Origin of the sequence: Plantactinospora sp. BC1, from assembly GCF_003030345.1 — a bacterium.
Lineage (GTDB): Bacteria > Actinomycetota > Actinomycetes > Mycobacteriales > Micromonosporaceae > Plantactinospora.
Genome location: NZ_CP028158.1, coordinates 7,273,602 through 7,289,901 on the forward strand (window position 1 = coordinate 7,273,602; position 16,300 = coordinate 7,289,901).

The following is a 16,300-nucleotide window of genomic DNA, read 5'->3' on the forward strand; positions in this document are numbered from 1 at the left end:
CGGTCGGGGCGGAACGAAACGACTGAAGATGTGACAGACTCGCGACTCGTGCCGCTCCGCCTCCCCCGCCCCGGCCGCTACGGCCTGCTCGCCGCCGCGCTGGGCGCGCTCGGTGTGCTCTGGCGGATCTGGCTGACCGTGGTCGGCACCCCGCCCACCAACAGCGACGAGGCCACGATGGGACTCGCCGCGCTGCACATCGCGCAGGGGCGGGACCTGCCGGTCTTCTTCTACGGGCAGCACTACATGGGCACCGTCGAGGCGTACCTGGCGGCGCCGCTGGTCGCGCTGGCCGGGCCGTCGGTGACCGCGCTGCGGATCCCGACACTGCTGCTCTACGCGCTCTTCCTGCTGCTGATGTACCTGCTGGTCCGCCGCGTCTTCACCGCCGGCCTGGCGGTGCTGACCGTCGGGCTGCTGGCGCTGGGCTCCGACCGGACCGTGAAGAACCAGTTGATCGCCGGTGGGGGCTATCCGGAGACCGCCCCGATGGTCGCCGGGCTGCTGCTGCTCGGCTACCTGCTGGCCACCCGCGCCACGACCCGCTGGTACGCCTTCGCCGGCTGGGGCGCCCTGTTCGGGCTGATCGCCTGGAACCACTGGCTGCCGGCGCCGTACCTGCTCGGCGCGCTGGTGGTGCTCGGCACCGCCCGGGTGCTGACCCGGCGCACCGCCGGACTGGTCGGGGCCGGGCTGCTGGTCGGGGTGGTGCCGTTGATCGTCGGGAACGCGCAGGCCGGCTGGGCGGAGAACCCGATCGCGGTCTTCCTCCGGCTGAACGGGGCCGGCACCGACGCCGGGATCTGGGAGCGGATCGTCGGCGGCGCCTGGCTGGGCCTGCCGCTGGGCACGGGCCTCTGCGAGCCGGGTTACTGCGCCGGCTGGTCGCTCTGGTGGGGACCCGTCCTGCTGGTACTGCTCACCGCGGCCCTGCTGCTCGCGGTACGCCGGCTGCGTACCCCGGCACCGCTGGACCCCGTCGACCGCACCCGGGCGGTGACGCGGCTGGTGATGGCCGCCGCCGGGCTGCTCAGCGTGCTCAGCTACGTACGCAGCCCGGCCGCCGCGGACTCACCTGTGGAGAGCGCCCGCTACCTGTCGGTGCTGCTGGTCTCGCTGCCGGTGGCGCTCTGGCCGCTCTACCGGCTGGCCCGGGCCGGCGGCCGTGCGGCGATACCGGCGGCGCTGCCGATCGCCGCGCTCGCGGTCACCATGCTGGCCGCCACGGTGAGCCTGGTCGGCACCGTCGACGAATACCGGGCGGAGCGTGCGGAGCGGTCGCAGGTGCTGGCGGCGCTGCGCGAGCGCGGGCTGAGCCAGGTGCACGGCGGGTACTGGACCTGCAACTGGATCACATACCTGAGCGCGGAGCGGACCACCTGCGGCGTCGTCGACGACCGGCTCGACCGGGGACTCAACCGGTACCCGGGCTACTGGCACCCGCGCCCGCAGGCCGTACTGGCGCCGATCGGCTCACCGCTGGACGCCGAACTGGCCCGGCGGATGCCCGACAGCACCCCGGAAACCGTTGCCGGCTACCACCTCTACCCGCCACCGCCGGCAGCCTGAGAATCCGCCGCAGCGAGGTTACCCCCGTCACACCACGTCGTGTCATCCTGACCGAATGCGAGTCACCTCGATGTACACGTACCCGGTGAAGGGGTGCCGTCGGATGGACCGCGACACGGCCCGGGTCGAGCCGTGGGGCCTGGACGGCGACCGGCGCTGGTTGATCGTGGACGAGAACGGGCTCGGCCTGAGCCAGCGCCAGCACCGGGAACTGGTGACGATGCGGGCGATCTCCCGGCCGGGCGGGCTGACCCTGGAGGCGCCGGGGCGGTCCCCGCTCGACCTGGCCGAACCGACCGACGGCGAGCCGCTCCAGGTCCGGGTGTACCGGGCGCGGCCGCCGGCACCCGTCCGCGCCGCCGGCCCGGAGGCGGACGAGTGGCTCCACCGGCTGTTGGGACGTACCGTCCGGCTGGTCTGGCTCGGCGACCCCACCGGCAACCTCGTGCCCTGGCCGGTGCCGACCGAGGTCGGCGCCGAGCTGAGCTTCGCCGACGGCACCCCGCTGCTGCTGGCCAACACCGCGTCGCTGGACGCGTTCAACGGCTGGCTGCGGGAGTCGGGCAGCGCCGAGGGGCCACTGCCGATGATCCAGTTCCGCCCCAACGTGGTGGTCGACGGTGCCGCGCCGTGGGCCGAGGGCGAGTGGGTCGGCCGGCGGATCAGGATCGGCGGTGCGGTGTTCCAGGGCGCCGCCGAGTGTGGCCGGTGTCTGATCTCGACGATCGACCAGGAGACCGGGGAGCGGGGGCGGGAGCCGTTGCGGATGCTCGCCGCCCGCCGGAACATCGGCCGGAGGCTCCTCTTCGGTCTCCAGCTGACGGTGTGGGCCGAGTCGGGCGGGGTTGCCGAGGGTCGTACGGTCAGCGTCGGTGACGCCGTGGAGGTGCTGGACTGACCCGGAACGTACCGCAGCCTGGGAGCGACGGCGACGGGCCGCCCGCGCATCGCGGACGGCCCGTCGATCGGTTGTCGGGTCAGGTCAGGCGGCGGCCAGCGCCGGGCCGTCGGCCGTGTCGAGCAGCCCCGGGTCGTCGGCCGGCCGCAGGGCCAGCGCCAGTACGTCCGCCACGTCGGCCAGGGTGTGCACGGTCAGTGCCTCCCGCACCTCGGTGGGCAGGTCGTCCAGGTCCGGCTCGTTCCGGGCCGGGATGATCACCTCGGTCAGCCCCGCCCGGTGCGCGGCGAGCAGCTTCTGCTTCACCCCGCCGATCGGCAACACCCGGCCGGAGAGGGTGACCTCGCCGGTCATGCCGAACTCCGGGCGTACCGGCCGGCCGCTGGCCAGCGAGGCCAGCGCGGTGACCATGGTGATGCCGGCGCTCGGACCGTCCTTCGGCACCGCACCCGCCGGGACGTGCAGGTGGATCCGCCGTCCGGCCAGCGCGTTCGGGTCCAGCCCCAGCGCCCGGCCGTTCGACCGGAGGTAGGAGAGGGCGATGTGCGCCGACTCCTTCATCACGTCGCCGAGCTGCCCGGTCAGGGTCAGCCCCGGCTCGCCCTCCATGCTGGTCGCCTCGATGAAGAGCACGTCACCGCCGGCACCGGTCACCGCCAGCCCGGTCGCCACCCCGGGCACCGCCGTCCGCTCCGCCGACTCCGGCGTGAACTTCGGCCGGCCCAGGTAGCTGGTCAGGTTGTCGGTGTCGACGCGTACCGGACCCTCGGTCGAGGCCAGCGCGACCGCGACCTTGCGGAGGATCTTCGCCAGCGCGCGTTCGAGCTGGCGTACCCCCGCCTCGCGGGTGTGCTCGGCGGCGATCCGGCCCAGCGCCTCGTCGGAGACGCTCACCTCCTCGGCGGTCAGTCCGGCCCGCTCGATCTGCCGGGGCAGCAGGTGGTCCCGGGCGATCGCGACCTTCTCCTCCTCGGTGTAGCCGTCCAGCGTCACCAGCTCCATCCGGTCCAGCAGCGGGCCGGGGATCGCCTCCACCACGTTGGCGGTGGCGAGGAAGAGCACGTCGGACAGGTCGAGGTCGACTTCCAGGTAGTGGTCCCGGAACGTGTGGTTCTGCGCCGGGTCCAGCACCTCCAGCAGGGCGGCGGCCGGGTCACCGGCGTACCCCGCCGAGATCTTGTCGACCTCGTCGAGCAGCACGACCGGGTTCATCGAGCCCGCCTCGCGCAGCGCCCGGACGATCCGGCCGGGCAGCGCGCCGACGTACGTCCGGCGGTGGCCACGGATCTCGGCCTCGTCCCGGATGCCGCCCAGGGAGACCCGGACGAACTTCCGGCCCAGCGCCCGGGCGACCGACTCGCCGAGGCTGGTCTTGCCGACCCCGGGCGGGCCGCCGAGGGCGAGCACCGCGCCCGAGCCACGGCCGCCGACGACCTGGAGGTTGCGGGCCGCGCGCCGGTTGCGCACCGCCAGGTACTCCAGGATGCGGTCCTTCACGTCGGCCAGGCCGGCGTGGTCGGCGTCGAGCACCTGCCGGGCCTGGACCAGGTCGGTGTTGTCCTCGGTACGCGTGGACCACGGCATCTCCAGCACCGTGTCCAGCCAGGTACGGATCCAGCCCGCCTCCGGGGAGGCGTCACTGGCCCGCTCCAGCTTGCCGACCTCGCGCAGTGCCGCCTCGCGTACCTTGTCGGGCAGTTCGGCGGACTCGACCCGGGAGCGGTAGTCGGCCGAGCCGTCCGGCTCGTCCTCGCCCAGCTCCTTGCGGATCGCGGCGAGCTGCTGGCGGAGCAGGAACTCGCGCTGGGACTTCTCCAGTCCCTCCCGCACGTCGGAGTTGATCTGCTCGGTGACCTCCTGCTCGGCCAGGTACGCCTTCACCCAGCCGACCAGCAGGTCGAGCCGGGCCGTCACGTCCGGTGCGGCCAGCAGTTCGATCTTCTGTTCCAGGGTGAGCCACGGCGCGTAGCCGGCCGAGTCGGCCAACTCGGCCAGGTCGGTCATCCGCTCGACCGCGTCGATGACCTGCCAGGCGCCGCGCTGTTGCAGAAGTGACGTCACCAGTGCCCGGTACTCCCGGGCGAGTTCCTTGGCCCGGCCGGCCGGTGCCGGCTCGGTGATCTGGACGGTCTCGACCCAGAGGGCCGCACCGGGACCGGGCACGCCGGAGCCGATCCGGGCCCGGGCCTCGCCACGCACCACGGCGGCGGGTTCGCCGCTGGGTAGCCGGCCGACCTTCTCGATCGTGGCGATGACGCCGATGGAGCCGTACTCCCCGTCGACCCGGGGCACGGCCAGAAGCTTCTTGTCGCCCGTGGCCCGGGCGGCGTCCACCGCTGCCTGGGTGGTCGCGTCCAGGGTCACCGGGATGACCATGCCGGGCAGCAGGACAGCGTCGGTCAGAGCAAGAACCGGAAGAGTTGCCATCACACACCTGCCATCGTTAGTTGAGCTTGTACGACTCAAGTAACAAACGGTGCTCCATGTTCCGGCTTGTGATCCAGAGCACTGCGGCTGTCCGGAGTTCCGGGGAAACGTCCGGACCTCAGGGGAAACGTCCGGGACGCCGAGGGAACCGGACAGTCAATCCGGGCGGGGACGGCCGGGGCAGGGCGGGATGAACCAGCCGCGTCGGGCCGTTCGGAGCAGCGCCGCGTGCCGGTCCGGGGCGTCCAGCTTGGCCACGATCCGCGCGACGGTCTCGGCGACGGTGCCGACCGGCAGGCCCAGGCCGACCGCGATGCGCCGGTCCGACCAGCCCTCCAGCAGCAGGCCGACCACCACCAACTCGCGGCGGGTCAGCACCGACCGGCCGCCGGGCAGCGCAGAGAGCACCAGCACCCCGACCACGGACGGCGGTGCGGTGGCACAGCCCAGCACGGCGACCTGGAGCAACCCCGACCGGTCGTCGGGCTCCAGTCCGACACAGGCCGGCCAGAGGAACGAGGCGGAGCCGCCGCAGCTGACCGCCTGGTGCAGGGCCACGCCGGGCAGCGCCGAATCCGGGGCCAGCAGCGGATGCCCGGGCAGGCCGGGCAGCGGATGCGCATCGCCGCTGCGGGTCAGCACCGCACCCGCTCGGGCGTTCCGGACCACCTGGGCCAGCACCGCCAGCGACCGGACCTGGTCGACGGCGGCGGCGACCTGTGGAGCCAGCGCCGCGACCAGATCCCGCTCGGCGTCGGTCGGCCGATCGGGGTCGTCGGTGCACATGACCAGTACCCCGACGTGCCGGCGGTCCGGGGTGAACAGGCCGACCGCGATCCCCTCCCGGAAGCCGGCCGGAAAGTAGTAGTCCCCCCAGACCGGCAGCTCGGCCAGCGGCACCGGCGAGTCACGGGCCCGCTGCGGCACGGGCGAGCTGGTCAGCCCGACCAGTTCGACCTGCTCCAGCAGCGCCGCGGTGCCGAAGTAGTTCCGGATCCGGGTGTCGTAACCGAAGCTGGCGACCTCGGCGTACCGGCGCTGCCGGTCGTCGAGCAGGGCGAGCCAGGCGGCCTGGACCGGCACCACCGCGCCGATCCCGGCCAGCAACTCGTCCGGCTGACCGGCGCGGGCCACCGCCGAGGCGATCTCGGCCAGGCCACGGATCGCCTTCGACGATGATGGTGGAGGAGCGGTCATCACAGAACCTTCGTCGGCGGACAGGCCGGTACGACGACGCGGAACGGTCAGCGTCGGATCCGGGCGAGGGGCTGGGGGACGTAGAGGCCCAGCCGCAGTGCACGGACGGCGGCCAGGGTACGGGTCGGGGCATCCATCTTGTCCAGGATGTGTTCGATGTGCGCGGCAACCGTGCGTTGGGTGATCACCAACTGGCTCGCCATTCGCTGGTTTGACCAGCCGTCGACGAGCAGTCCGAGGATCTCCAACTCCCGCCTGGTCAGGCCGCGCAGGTCTCTCGTGGGGGAGATCAGCAGCACCGCGAGCAGGTGTGGCGGCGCCGAGGCCGGACAGGCCAGTACGGTCACCTGGAGGTGCCGGCCCGAATCGTCCGACGACGGGTACGGGCAGAGGAACGAGTTGTGCACGTGCCCCTCGCGCAGCCCGGCCGCCGCCACCTCCAACACCGGCGCCCCGACCTCCAGCAGCGGATGGCTCGGCAGCCCGGGTAGCGGCAGCACGTTGCCGGCCCGGGTCAGCACCACACCCCACTGCGCGTCGGCGACGATCCTCGACAGCGTGACGATCGACCGCATCGGGTCGACGGCGTCGGCCAACGTCGGCGTGAGCAGCCCGAGGAAGTCCCGGATCGCATCGCTCGGCTGCGCCGGGTCGTCGGTGTGCAGGGTGATCAGTCCGAGATGCCGTCCGTCCCGGCTGAACAGGGTGAGGCCGATCCCCTCCCGGAAACCCGCCGGCTCCAGGTGCTCCGCCCAGGACTGCAACTCACCGGGCGGTACCGGCGCGTCGCGTACGCACATCGGCGGCCGGTCCCGGTCCATGCCGAGCAGCTCCATCTCCCGGTAATGCTCCGAGCTGCGCATGTAGGCGAGAGTCGCCTCCGTGTAACCGGACTCCCCCATCGCCTCGAACTCCCGACGCTCCGGGTCGAGCACGTGCATCATCGAGCCGCCGGTCGGCATCAGCCGGTGCAGTACCTTCAGCAGTTCCGGCACCCGGTCCCGCACATCTCCCGGCAGCGCCGCGATCCGCTCAATGTCAGCCACGATCTCGGCGGCACCGGGTGGCAGCTCAACCATCCCCCGTACCGGTACACCGAGCCGTCGCCCGCATGATGATCCACTCCTCGCCGTGTCCGCAGCGCCGCCACCACACTGCCCGCACTGATGCGGTTACCTAAGAGAACGGCGAGGACCGCCGCCGGAAACGGCGGCGGACCCGAACGGCACTCAGTTCGGTGGCGCCGCCCCGGGCAGGTGCGGGATGAACCAGCCCCGCCGGGCCGCCCGCAGCAGGGCGACGTGCCGGTCCGGGGCCTCCAGGCCGGCGACGCACCGCTGCACCGACTCGGCGACCGCCGCACCCGGCAGGTCGAGCCCGACCGCGACCCGCTCCTCCGTCCAGCCCGCCAGGAGCAGACCCAGCACCACCAGTTCGCGCCGGTCCAACGGGCAGCCGCCGGCCGGCACCGGCGCGAGCATCGCCACCCCGACCAGCGGCGACAGGGCGGCGGCGCAGCCCAGCACCACGACCCGGAGCAGTTCGTCCCGCACCTCCCACCCGCCACCCGCCGGGCGGTACGACGGCTGCCGCCGGTGCCGCGCCGGCCAGAGGAACGAGACGGCGCCCTCGCCCCGGGGCGCGTACTCGTCGATCACGGCCAGCAGCGTCGAACCCGCCGCCAGCAGCGGATGGTCGGGCAGTCCGCAGAGGGGCAGCGGCTCGCCGACCCGGGTCAGCACCACCCCGGCGACGGCGTCGTGCACCACCCTGGCCAGCGTCGCCAGCGACCGCAACGGGTCCAGGGTGGCGGCGATCCGGGGCGTCAGCAGGCCGATCACGTCCCGCTCCGCGTCGGTGGGATGGTCCGGGTCCTCGGTGCTCAGCACGAGCATGCCGACGTGCCGGCGGTCCCGGCTGAAGAGCCCGGCCGCCAAGCCCTCCCGGTAACCGGCCGGCAGGTAGTAGTCACTCCAGACCGGGTACTCGACGGCCGGAACCGGCAGGTCCCGACCGCGACACGGCAGCGGCGACTCGGTCAGCCCCGCCTGCTCGGCCTGCCGCGTCGTCTCCCCGGTGCGGAAGTAGTTGCGGATCCGGTCGTCGTATCCGGCGCCGGCCACCTCGGCGAACCGGTGGGACCGGTCGTCGAAGAGGGACAGCCAGATCGCGTCGTACGGGACCACCCGGCGCAGCAGCGACAACCACTGTGCCGGGCGGTCGGTGCCGGGCGGGCTGGCGAGGATCGACGCCGCCTCGTGGAACAGTTCGGGGAGGGCGGGGGTACGGGTCATCTTCCGCTCCGAGTCAACGATCGCGGCACGTAGAGCCCCAGCCGCAGCGCGCGTACGGCGGCCAGGGTCCGGGACGGGGCCGCCAGTTTGGCGAGGATGTGTTCGACGTGCGCGGCGACGGTACGCGGGGCGACCACCAGGGCCTTCGCGATCCGCTGGTTGGGCCAGCCGTCGACGAGCAGCCCGAGGATCTCCAGTTCCCGAGGGGTCAAGCCGTGCAGGTCACCGGGGGGCAAGAGCAGCACCACGGCGTGCAGGTACGCCGGTGCGTGCCCCGAGCAGGACAGCACGGTGACCCGGGCATAGCCACGGTCGGCCGGGTCCCGCCCGCCGGGGCAGAGGAACGCGGCGTGCCGCTCCCCCTCGGCCAGGCTCTCCGCCGCCGCGACGAGTACCGCCGAGCCGGGCCGCAGCCGGGGATGCTCCGGCAGTCCGGGCAGCGCGAGCACCTCACCGGCACGGGTGAGGACCACCCCGGCGACCGCCGAGGTGACGACCGTGGACAGTGTGACGATCGAACGCATCGGATCCACCGCGTCGGCGATCACCGGGGCGAGCAGGCCGAGAAAGTCCCGAGCCTCGTCGGTCGGGTGCTCGGCGGTCTCGGTGTGCAGGGCCAGCACACCTATCTGCCGGCCGTCCGGACTGAACAGCGGGACCCCGACGCCCTCCCGGAAGCCGGCCGGGGCGAAGTGCTCGACCCAGGAACAGATCTCGGCCAACGGTATCGGGGCGTCCCGGACCCGGACCGGGGCCCGGTCCCGGTGCAGCCCGAGCAGCTCGACCTCCTGGTAGTGCGCGGCTCCGAGCAGATGCGTCATGATCGACTCGCGGTAGCCGACGGCGCCGAGCGTCTCGAACCGGCGCCGCTCCGGATTCAGCACCTGGAGCACACCCGCCTCGTACGGGACCAGCCGGCGCAGCACCACGAAGAGTTCGGCCACCCGTTCCTCGGTACCGGCCGACGAGGACGCCACCCGCTCGACCTCGGCGGCGATCTCCGCGGCGTACGGCGGAAGTTCGCCCACCGGTCAGTGTCCGGACCGTCGGCGCATCGGATCGACGACTCCCTCTCATATCGGCAGTCCTGTCAATCGACAGCACGGGCACAGGTGCGATTACCTAGGTAAACGCCGGTCTGCACCGCAGGACACGCGGCCGCCGGCCCGGGGGATGAACCGGTCCGACGACGGACGGGAGCCAGCCGGCGCGATGGTCGTGGAGGGCGCGCACGCTCCGGCGCGCCCTCCACCCGCACCCGGCCGGCGCCCGGTCGGCCGGGCCTCTCGGGCCGGTCAGCCGGCCGACGTCCATTCGGCGAGGGCTCTCGGGCGGTCAGCCGGCCTGGCAGAGCTGGCCGTTGAGGGTGATCCGGTCTGGTTGGAAGGTTCCGGCGGCGAGATATCCGATGGTCACCGTCGCGCCCGGGGCGATCACCGGGTTCCAGCCGACGTTCCGGGTGGTGACGACCCCGCCGACATGGCTGACCAGCGCCGCGTTCCAGATGGCGGTGATCCGCTGCGAGTCCGGCAGCGCCCAGGTCAGCGTCCACCCGTCGACCGGGGTCGCGGCGACGTTCCGGACCGAGATCCAGACATCCGCGCCGCCGCGCTGGGCCCGGGCCGTGCAGGTCGGCGCTGGCCCGGTGGTCACGGCGACCTGGTTGGAGAGCGCCGATTGGTTGCCGGCCTCGTCCACCGCGCGCACCGCGAACCGGTACGCCGTGCGCGGCGCCAGCCCGGAGACCGTCAGCGCGGTACTGGGATAGGCGGGCGGCAGCATGGGGACCCGTCCCACCACGCTGGTCTCCCCGGTCGGCCCGATCGACAGCACCTCGTACCGGGCCAGCAGCACGTTGTCGGTGGAGGCGTTCCAACGCAGGCCGACGCTGCTCTCCCCGACCTCCGCCACGGTGAGCGATTCGGGTGCGGTCGGCGGCTGGCTGTCGCCCGGCGGCAGGGTGAAGCGCAGCGACGGCGGCGCCGTCGACCGGTTGCCGGCCGCGTCGACCGCCCAGACCCCGAAGGTGTACGTCCGGGACGGCTGCATGCGGGTGAGCACGATGCTGTTGGTGGGGGTCCGGTGCAGCATCGCGATGTCGGTGAAGATCTGCGAGACGTGGTATTCCACCACCCCGACGTTGTCGCTCGACGGTGCCCAGGTGAGTTCGACGGAGTTGGTGGTGGCGGCGGCGACCGTGATCGGGCCGGGCGTGCTGGGCGGTTCGGTGTCCTCGGCCGCCGCGTGCGCGGCGGGCCCGCCGGTGACGGTCAGGGCGGCGACGAGGACGGCCAGGATCAGGGTACGGGCCGGGCGGGACGGACGACTGCGCACGGAATCCTCGCTCTCGGTCACCAACGCCGGTACCGGCGCCGGATATTCATCTTGAGCGATGGATTTCGGCCCCGGATCCCCCGGCCGGGCAGTACTTCACCGGCGGCGGGTGACCGGAGCCCTCGCCGGCCTCGGTCACCCGGACGTCGTTCCCCGCCCCCGTCGCGGGGTACGACGTCAGAACTCAGCCGACGGCGCGGCGCAGGTGGGAGACGCAGGCCCGGTCCAGCGCCGCGAAGCTCTCGCCGAGAGACTCCCGGGTCGCCGGCTCGTAGTTGGCCGAGCCCTCGCTCACCATCGCGTACCACCACCTGAAGAGCTTGGCCTCGCCGTGCCGGTCGGCCACGCACGTCATCGTCAGGTGGTTCATCAGGTAGAAGACCCGCGCCTCGGCGTCGGAGGAGGTGCTGGCGAGCCGGGGAAGCTGGATGCTGCCCCGCCACTGGCCGCCGCGCAGGTGGGCACGCACCTCGGTGAGCTGGGCCCGAGCCGGCGGCTTGCCGCCCCACTGGATGTACTCGGCGATTCCCTCGACCAGCCACTGGTGGATGCTGCCGAGGATGTCGTCGGTCCCGGGCACGGTGATCACGTGCCCGAACTCGTGGCGCAGCGTACCGAGCAGCCCGGCACGGTCGCGCATCTCGGCCATCTGCACCACCACGTTGCTGGGCGTCTTGCCCGCGCCGTACGCGTAGGCCGCCGCCCACTCCGGAGCCGTTCCGCCCCGCCAGGTGCGCCACTCCCTCGCACCGGCCAGGAAGACGATGTAGCGCTCGGGCACCTCCCGTCCGGCGAGCCGGCCGTACCGGTCGACGACCGACGCGGCCTGGTCACCCGCCGACACCGCCTCGGCGAGCCGCTCGGTCTCGCCCGGCGCGGCGGCCACGATCACCCGCCGCCCCTCCCGGACGGTCAACCCGCCGTCCTCCCACGGCAGTGGACGGGAACCGTAGCGATCGCGTTCGGCGGCCCGGGATCCGGTGATGGTGACGGTCTGTTCGTCCGGCCCCCACCGCACGGTCAACTCCTGGGTCAACTGCGGAGCCTCGGGACCGACGAACCTGGCCGGCGGGCACTTCGGTACGGCGAGACAGTAGGCGACGGTGACGTCGGTGCTGGTCTCCTCGCCCCGCTTCAGCAGGGGCCGGACCACCGGCCTCGCCTGCCAGGAGGAGACCCGCAGCGCGCGAAGTGTCCTGAACTGGCTGCGGTACGCCTCCCGCAGCTGCGCGTCGTCCGGGTCGAGCGGCGCCAGCCAGCCCTGCTCGTCGCCCCGGAGCAGCGCCTCGCCCTGCGCCCTGAGCAGCTGCTCCAGTCTCTCGCCCGGCTGCACGTAGCCGCTCTGCCCCGACGTCGGTGCCAGTACGACGTCGGGGCCCGAGTGGACCGCCTGGCTGGCCACCAACCGCACCAGCGAGACCACCCCGACCAGCAGCAGCACGCCCGCTGCCGCGCCCACCGCCAGCCAGCGCCCCACCGACCAGCCGGTCGGGCCGGCGGACCGGGGCGCGGGCGGCCGGCCCGGGTATCCCGGCCAGGGCGCCGCCGGATGACCGGGATGCGGAGCCGGCGGCGGGTACGGCGGTGCCGCCGGGTACCGGGCTGGCGGCGGCGGGTACTGCGGTGTCGGGTGACCCGGTGCGGATGGTCGGTCCTGGTCGGGCACAATCTCCCCGTTCCTCAGACGGTGCGGCGGATGTAGGAGAGGCAGGCGCGTTCCATCGCCGTCCAGCTCTCGCCGAAGTGCTTGCGGGTCGCCTGGTCGTCGTCGACCTCGCCGTGGACCACGTCGATCCACCAGCGGAACAGCTTCGGCTCTCCGTGCCGCTTGGCCAGGCAGCTCATGGTCAGATAGTTCAGGCCGTAGAAGGCGTCCACCTCCACGTCCTCCGCCTCCACGTCCAGCGACGGCAACTTGATCGTCCGCGGCCAGCCCTTCTGACGCACGTACTGTCGGATGGCGCCCATCCGTGGCGTACGGGACGCCGGCTCGCCCGACCGACCGATGTACTCCGCGATCCCCTCCACCAGCCACTTGTCGAACACCGACGTGCCGTAGGGGTCGGAGCCGGTCGCCGTGACCACGTGCCCGAACTCGTGTCGCAGGATCGTCTCCATGTAGTCCCGGTCGACCCGGCTCATCCGGATCACCACGTTGCTGGTCATCAGGCCCACCCGATAGGCGTATCCGCTGACCCACTTGCCCTTCTTGCCACCCCGCCAGGCGTTCCACTCCGTCTCGCCGGCCAGGAAGACGATGTAGTGGGTGGGCGGCTCACGCCCGGCGAGCCTGGCGTAGCGGTCGACGATCGGGGCGGCCCGGTCGGCGGCGGCGACCACCTCACCGAGCCGGCTCAGTTGGCCGGCGGGGGCGGCCACGATCACCCGCCGCCCCTCCCGTACGGTCAGCCGCTCGCTCTCCCAGGGCAGCGGGCGCGCCTCGAACCGGTCCCGCTCGGCCGCCTTCGACCCGGTGACCAGAATCGTGCCGTCCTCGCCCCACCGGACCCTCAGGTCCTGGGTGAACTGCGCAGCCTCGCCGTACAACTGCTTGAACTCCGGGCACCTGGGGGTGCCGAAACAGTAGGCGACCATCATCCGCGCCTCGGTCTCCCTGCCGAGCACCACTATCGGCGGGATGCCCATCCTGACCTGCCAGGCTGAGACCTTCAGCGCCCGCAGCACCGTGAACTGGCTGCGATAGTGCTCGTAGAGCTTCCGGTTGCCCGGGTCGATCGGGGCCAGCCAGCCCTGCTCGTCACCACGGAGCAGCGCCTCCCCCTGCGCCTTGAGCATCTCCTCCAACCGGTCCGCCGGATGCACCGAGCCCTCCGGTGACGCCGAAGCGGACGGCTGGTCCGCGACCACCGGGGCGTCGCCACCCCTGCCGACGACCACCGCCGCCGCACCCACCAGCAGTACGACCAGGACAGCGGCACCCACCGCCAGCCAGAGCTTGTACGACCGCCGCCCGCCACCCTGCGGCGGCACTCCGCCCACCGGTCCCGCCCCCGGCGGCGCCATCCGCCCGGGCGGTACCTGCCCAGGCGGTACCTGCCCAGGCGGCGCTTGATATGCCGGCGGCAGCCCCGGATAGCCCACCGCCGGTGGCGGGTTGCCCGGTGCCGACGGCGGACTCGGATAACCCGCTGCCGGTGGCGGGTAGCCCGGTGCTGGTGGCGGATAGCCGGCGGCGGGCGGCCGATGCCCCGGCGGCGCTCCATCCGGCTTGGAGTGTCCCTCGCCAGGCACCGGCCAGTGGTCGTTCATTGCTTCCCCCCGGATCCTGCCCGGCACGGAAGTCGCCGAGACAATCCCTGATCCTGGAGTTGCACTCGATAGATCGGCGATACGCCGCGTATCGATCCGCCCGCAGCCTCCGGCCAGCCCGGTCGGTGCCGTGCCGCCATCTGGCCGGGGTGGCTGATGCCCTGTTCGAGGACGGCACCGACCTGCCGCAGCGGCTGCGCCAGATCGCGGAACGTCCAGCCGGCGCCCCGGTAAACGAGTACCGGCCCGCTCCGTTCTTGCTGCCGCCGGAGCACGATGACGACGACCAGGACGTCGTTGACGAGAACACCTGACGACGGCCGAGGCGGTCAGTCGCCGGTCAGGTCCCGGCGGACGGCGATCACCGCGCCGAGCAGGGCCAGCACCGTCCAGCCGACGGCGATCAGCAGGCTGGTCCGGTCACCACCGCCGGCACCCAGGAAGGCCGAGAACGGCAGCGGCGCGGAGAGCCGGCCGAGCAGGCCCTCGACGAAGACGAACCAGCCGGCGTACCCGAGGAACAGCCAGGTGGGTCGGCGTACCACCGCCGCGTTGGCGGCGCCGAAGACCGCCATCACCGGCGCCAGGACCAGGGTGTTCCGGTACTGCGTCAGGTCGCCCTTGGCTAGCACGGTCACCCCGCTGACGGCGGCGAACCCGACCGCCACGATCACGCCCGCCACGATCTGCCCCAGCAGGGTCGGCAGCCGACCCGGTCGGGCCAGATGCAGCAGCACGGCCGTACGGTGTTGGTAGTGCTGGGTCACGCCGAGTACGGCGAGGCCGAACGCGCCCATCCCGGCCAGCAGCGCCCAGGCGTCGACGTTCACCGCGCCGAAGAGCGCGCCCAGCACGCTGAACACGGCGATCGAGATCCAGCTCGACCGGATCGTCGCCACCCGGTACAGCTCGCTGCGGACCAGTGTGATCATCAGGCCGCCGCCAGGTTGAGGAAGATCTGTTCGAGGTTCGGGGCGTCGCTGGTCAGCTCGTAGATCGGTACCCGCGCCTGGAAGGCGATCTCGCCCGCCTCCTCCGGCGAGAGGCCCAGCACCTCCAGCACGTACCCGTCCGAGCTGACCCGGCCGCCGGCCCGCTCGAACGCCTGCCAGAGCCGACGCGGGTCACGGCCCCGGATCCGCAGCCGGCGGGTGGTGCCGCCGTACAGCTCGGCGAGCGGGGCCGCCCGCCTGACCCGGCCCTTGGCGATGATCACCACGTCGTCGATGAGCTGGGCCAGCTCGGCCAGCAGGTGGCTGGAGATCAGGACGGTGCCGCCCGCCCGGGCACGCTCGCGCAGCAGCTCCCGCAGCCAGGCGATCCCCTCCGGGTCGAGACCGTTCGCCGGCTCGTCCAGGATCAGCACCGGCGGGTCGCCGAGCAGCGCGGTCGCCACCGCGAGCCGCTGCCGCATGCCGAGCGAGTAGTCGCCGGTGCGCTGGTCGGCGGCGTGCGCGAGGCCGACGTACTCGACCAGGTGGTCGACCCGGGACCGGCCGGCGCCGGCCAGGATCGCCTGGGCCACCAGGTGCGCCCGGCCGGTCTGGCCGGGGTGGCTGATGCCCTGTTCGAGGACGGCACCGACCTGCCGCAGCGGCTGCGCCAGATCCCGGAACCGCCGCTTGTTGATCAGCGCCCGGCCGGAGGTCGGCCGGCTCAGCCCGAGCAGCATCCGCAGCGTCGTGGTCTTGCCCGAGCCGTTCAGCCCGAGGAATCCGGTCACCCGGCCCGGCACGGCGGTGAACGTCACCCCGTCCACGGCCCGGACCCGCCGGTACTGCTTCGTCAGTTCGATGGCCTCGATCATCGCGGCCATTCTTACCCGACCGGGCGGCGCAGCGGGGGCGGCCCGCGCCCGCCTCCCGACCCGGCGGGCCGCTACATGCGCTGGAGTTCGCCGGTGTCGTCGAGTTCGCGCACCCCGGCGGCACCGCCGAACTCGCGCTCGACCATCTGCTGGAAGGCCGGCGGAACCGGCCGACCGGTCGCCGCGTAGAGGCGCTTGATCGCCGCACCGGGACGGCGGATGTCGTCCAGCATTCCCGGGTTGATCCGGTCGAACTCCGCCTCGATCAGCCGGGTGGCCGTTTCGCCGACCGTCTCGTTGCGGCTGTTGGCGAGCATGACCAGCAGGTCGTGCAGTTCGCCGTCGATCACCAGCGCCCGCTCCCCGTCGTCCATGGCCTCACGCTAAGCCCGCTCACCCCGGCCGGGACCCCGATCGACCGGAGTGGCGACCGGCGGGGCCAGCGAGCCGAACGGGGCCCCACGGGCCGAACGGGCCGAACGGGCCTAGCGCGCCCAGCGGGTT

Annotated in this window: 14 protein-coding genes; 3 read left to right on the top strand and 11 right to left on the bottom strand. The window is 72.9% G+C overall.

Translation table 11 applies throughout. From position 1 onward, the window contains the following. Positions 1-48: 48 nt before the first annotated feature. Together C6361_RS31930 and C6361_RS31935 are read left to right on the top strand one after the other, a co-directional pair. The gene (locus C6361_RS31930; protein ID WP_107270011.1) at positions 49-1,569 is read left to right on the top strand and encodes a glycosyltransferase family 39 protein; all 1,521 of its coding nucleotides are present in this window, start codon (positions 49-51) and stop codon (positions 1,567-1,569) included. Positions 1,570-1,624: 55 nt separating this feature from the next. Continuing rightward, complete coding sequence (locus C6361_RS31935) at positions 1,625-2,467, top strand: MOSC domain-containing protein (protein WP_107270012.1); 843 nt, start codon at positions 1,625-1,627, stop codon at positions 2,465-2,467. A gap of 84 nt (positions 2,468-2,551) precedes the next feature. Here C6361_RS31935 and lon read toward each other — a convergent pair whose 3' ends face one another. From lon to C6361_RS31975, 8 genes are all read right to left on the bottom strand, one after another. Continuing rightward, positions 2,552-4,894, bottom strand: coding sequence for an endopeptidase La (lon, locus tag C6361_RS31940; protein WP_107262712.1), 2,343 nt, complete (start codon positions 4,892-4,894; stop codon positions 2,552-2,554). 156 nt (positions 4,895-5,050) lie between these two features. Further along, positions 5,051-6,091 carry a hypothetical protein gene (locus C6361_RS31945; protein WP_159079585.1) on the bottom strand — a complete coding sequence of 347 codons (1,041 nt, stop codon included), beginning with the start codon at positions 6,089-6,091 and terminating at the stop codon, positions 5,051-5,053. Positions 6,092-6,138: 47 nt separating this feature from the next. Next, complete coding sequence (locus C6361_RS31950) at positions 6,139-7,170, bottom strand: LuxR C-terminal-related transcriptional regulator (RefSeq protein ID WP_107270014.1); 1,032 nt, start codon at positions 7,168-7,170, stop codon at positions 6,139-6,141. Positions 7,171-7,320: 150 nt separating this feature from the next. Further along, on the bottom strand, positions 7,321-8,385 hold the full coding sequence (locus C6361_RS31955) for a hypothetical protein (protein WP_107270015.1): 1,065 nt from the start codon (positions 8,383-8,385) through the stop codon (positions 7,321-7,323). Next, positions 8,382-9,413: a LuxR C-terminal-related transcriptional regulator gene (locus tag C6361_RS31960; RefSeq protein ID WP_107270016.1), complete on the bottom strand. Its 1,032-nt coding sequence runs from the start codon at positions 9,411-9,413 to the stop codon at positions 8,382-8,384. Before C6361_RS31960 ends, C6361_RS31955 begins: the two co-directional genes overlap by 4 nt. Before the next feature lie 307 nt (positions 9,414-9,720). Continuing rightward, on the bottom strand, positions 9,721-10,719 hold the full coding sequence (locus C6361_RS31965) for a fibronectin type III domain-containing protein (RefSeq protein WP_159079586.1): 999 nt from the start codon (positions 10,717-10,719) through the stop codon (positions 9,721-9,723). A 184-nt stretch (positions 10,720-10,903) separates the two neighbouring features. After that, positions 10,904-12,196: a hypothetical protein gene (locus tag C6361_RS31970; RefSeq protein ID WP_159079587.1), complete on the bottom strand. Its 1,293-nt coding sequence runs from the start codon at positions 12,194-12,196 to the stop codon at positions 10,904-10,906. Positions 12,197-12,399: 203 nt separating this feature from the next. Continuing rightward, positions 12,400-13,719, bottom strand: a complete 1,320-nt coding sequence (locus tag C6361_RS31975; RefSeq protein WP_159079588.1) for a hypothetical protein — start codon at positions 13,717-13,719, stop codon at positions 12,400-12,402. 419 nt (positions 13,720-14,138) lie between these two features. On the opposite strand from C6361_RS31975, the gene C6361_RS37315 reads away from it, so the two are divergent. Further along, complete coding sequence (locus C6361_RS37315; RefSeq protein ID WP_159079589.1) at positions 14,139-14,303, top strand: hypothetical protein; 165 nt, start codon at positions 14,139-14,141, stop codon at positions 14,301-14,303. A gap of 15 nt (positions 14,304-14,318) precedes the next feature. Here the strand turns inward: C6361_RS37315 and C6361_RS31990 are convergent, their stop codons facing one another. From C6361_RS31990 to C6361_RS32000, 3 genes are all read right to left on the bottom strand, one after another. Continuing rightward, positions 14,319-14,921, bottom strand: coding sequence for a hypothetical protein (locus C6361_RS31990; RefSeq protein ID WP_107270021.1), 603 nt, complete (start codon positions 14,919-14,921; stop codon positions 14,319-14,321). Continuing rightward, the gene (locus C6361_RS31995) at positions 14,921-15,796 is read right to left on the bottom strand and encodes an ABC transporter ATP-binding protein (RefSeq protein WP_107264434.1); all 876 of its coding nucleotides are present in this window, start codon (positions 15,794-15,796) and stop codon (positions 14,921-14,923) included. Before C6361_RS31995 ends, C6361_RS31990 begins: the two co-directional genes overlap by 1 nt. Positions 15,797-15,867: 71 nt before the next feature. Next, positions 15,868-16,170 carry a hypothetical protein gene (locus C6361_RS32000; RefSeq protein ID WP_107262702.1) on the bottom strand — a complete coding sequence of 101 codons (303 nt, stop codon included), beginning with the start codon at positions 16,168-16,170 and terminating at the stop codon, positions 15,868-15,870. Positions 16,171-16,300 lie beyond the last annotated feature (130 nt).

Excerpts from the sequence above, each read along its gene's own strand:
- C6361_RS31950 (WP_107270014.1), bottom strand. The coding sequence starts at position 7,170 with ATGGTTGAGCTGCCACCCGGTGCCGCCGAGATCGTGGCTGACATTGAG.
- lon (WP_107262712.1), bottom strand. The coding sequence starts at position 4,894 with ATGGCAACTCTTCCGGTTCTTGCTCTGACCGACGCTGTCCTGCTGCCC.
- C6361_RS31945 (WP_159079585.1), bottom strand. The coding sequence starts at position 6,091 with ATGACCGCTCCTCCACCATCATCGTCGAAGGCGATCCGTGGCCTGGCC.
- C6361_RS32000 (WP_107262702.1), bottom strand. The coding sequence starts at position 16,170 with ATGGACGACGGGGAGCGGGCGCTGGTGATCGACGGCGAACTGCACGAC.
- C6361_RS31935 (WP_107270012.1), top strand. The coding sequence starts at position 1,625 with ATGCGAGTCACCTCGATGTACACGTACCCGGTGAAGGGGTGCCGTCGG.
- C6361_RS31955 (WP_107270015.1), bottom strand. The coding sequence starts at position 8,385 with ATGACCCGTACCCCCGCCCTCCCCGAACTGTTCCACGAGGCGGCGTCG.
- C6361_RS31995 (WP_107264434.1), bottom strand. The coding sequence starts at position 15,796 with ATGATCGAGGCCATCGAACTGACGAAGCAGTACCGGCGGGTCCGGGCC.
- C6361_RS31990 (WP_107270021.1), bottom strand. The coding sequence starts at position 14,921 with ATGATCACACTGGTCCGCAGCGAGCTGTACCGGGTGGCGACGATCCGG.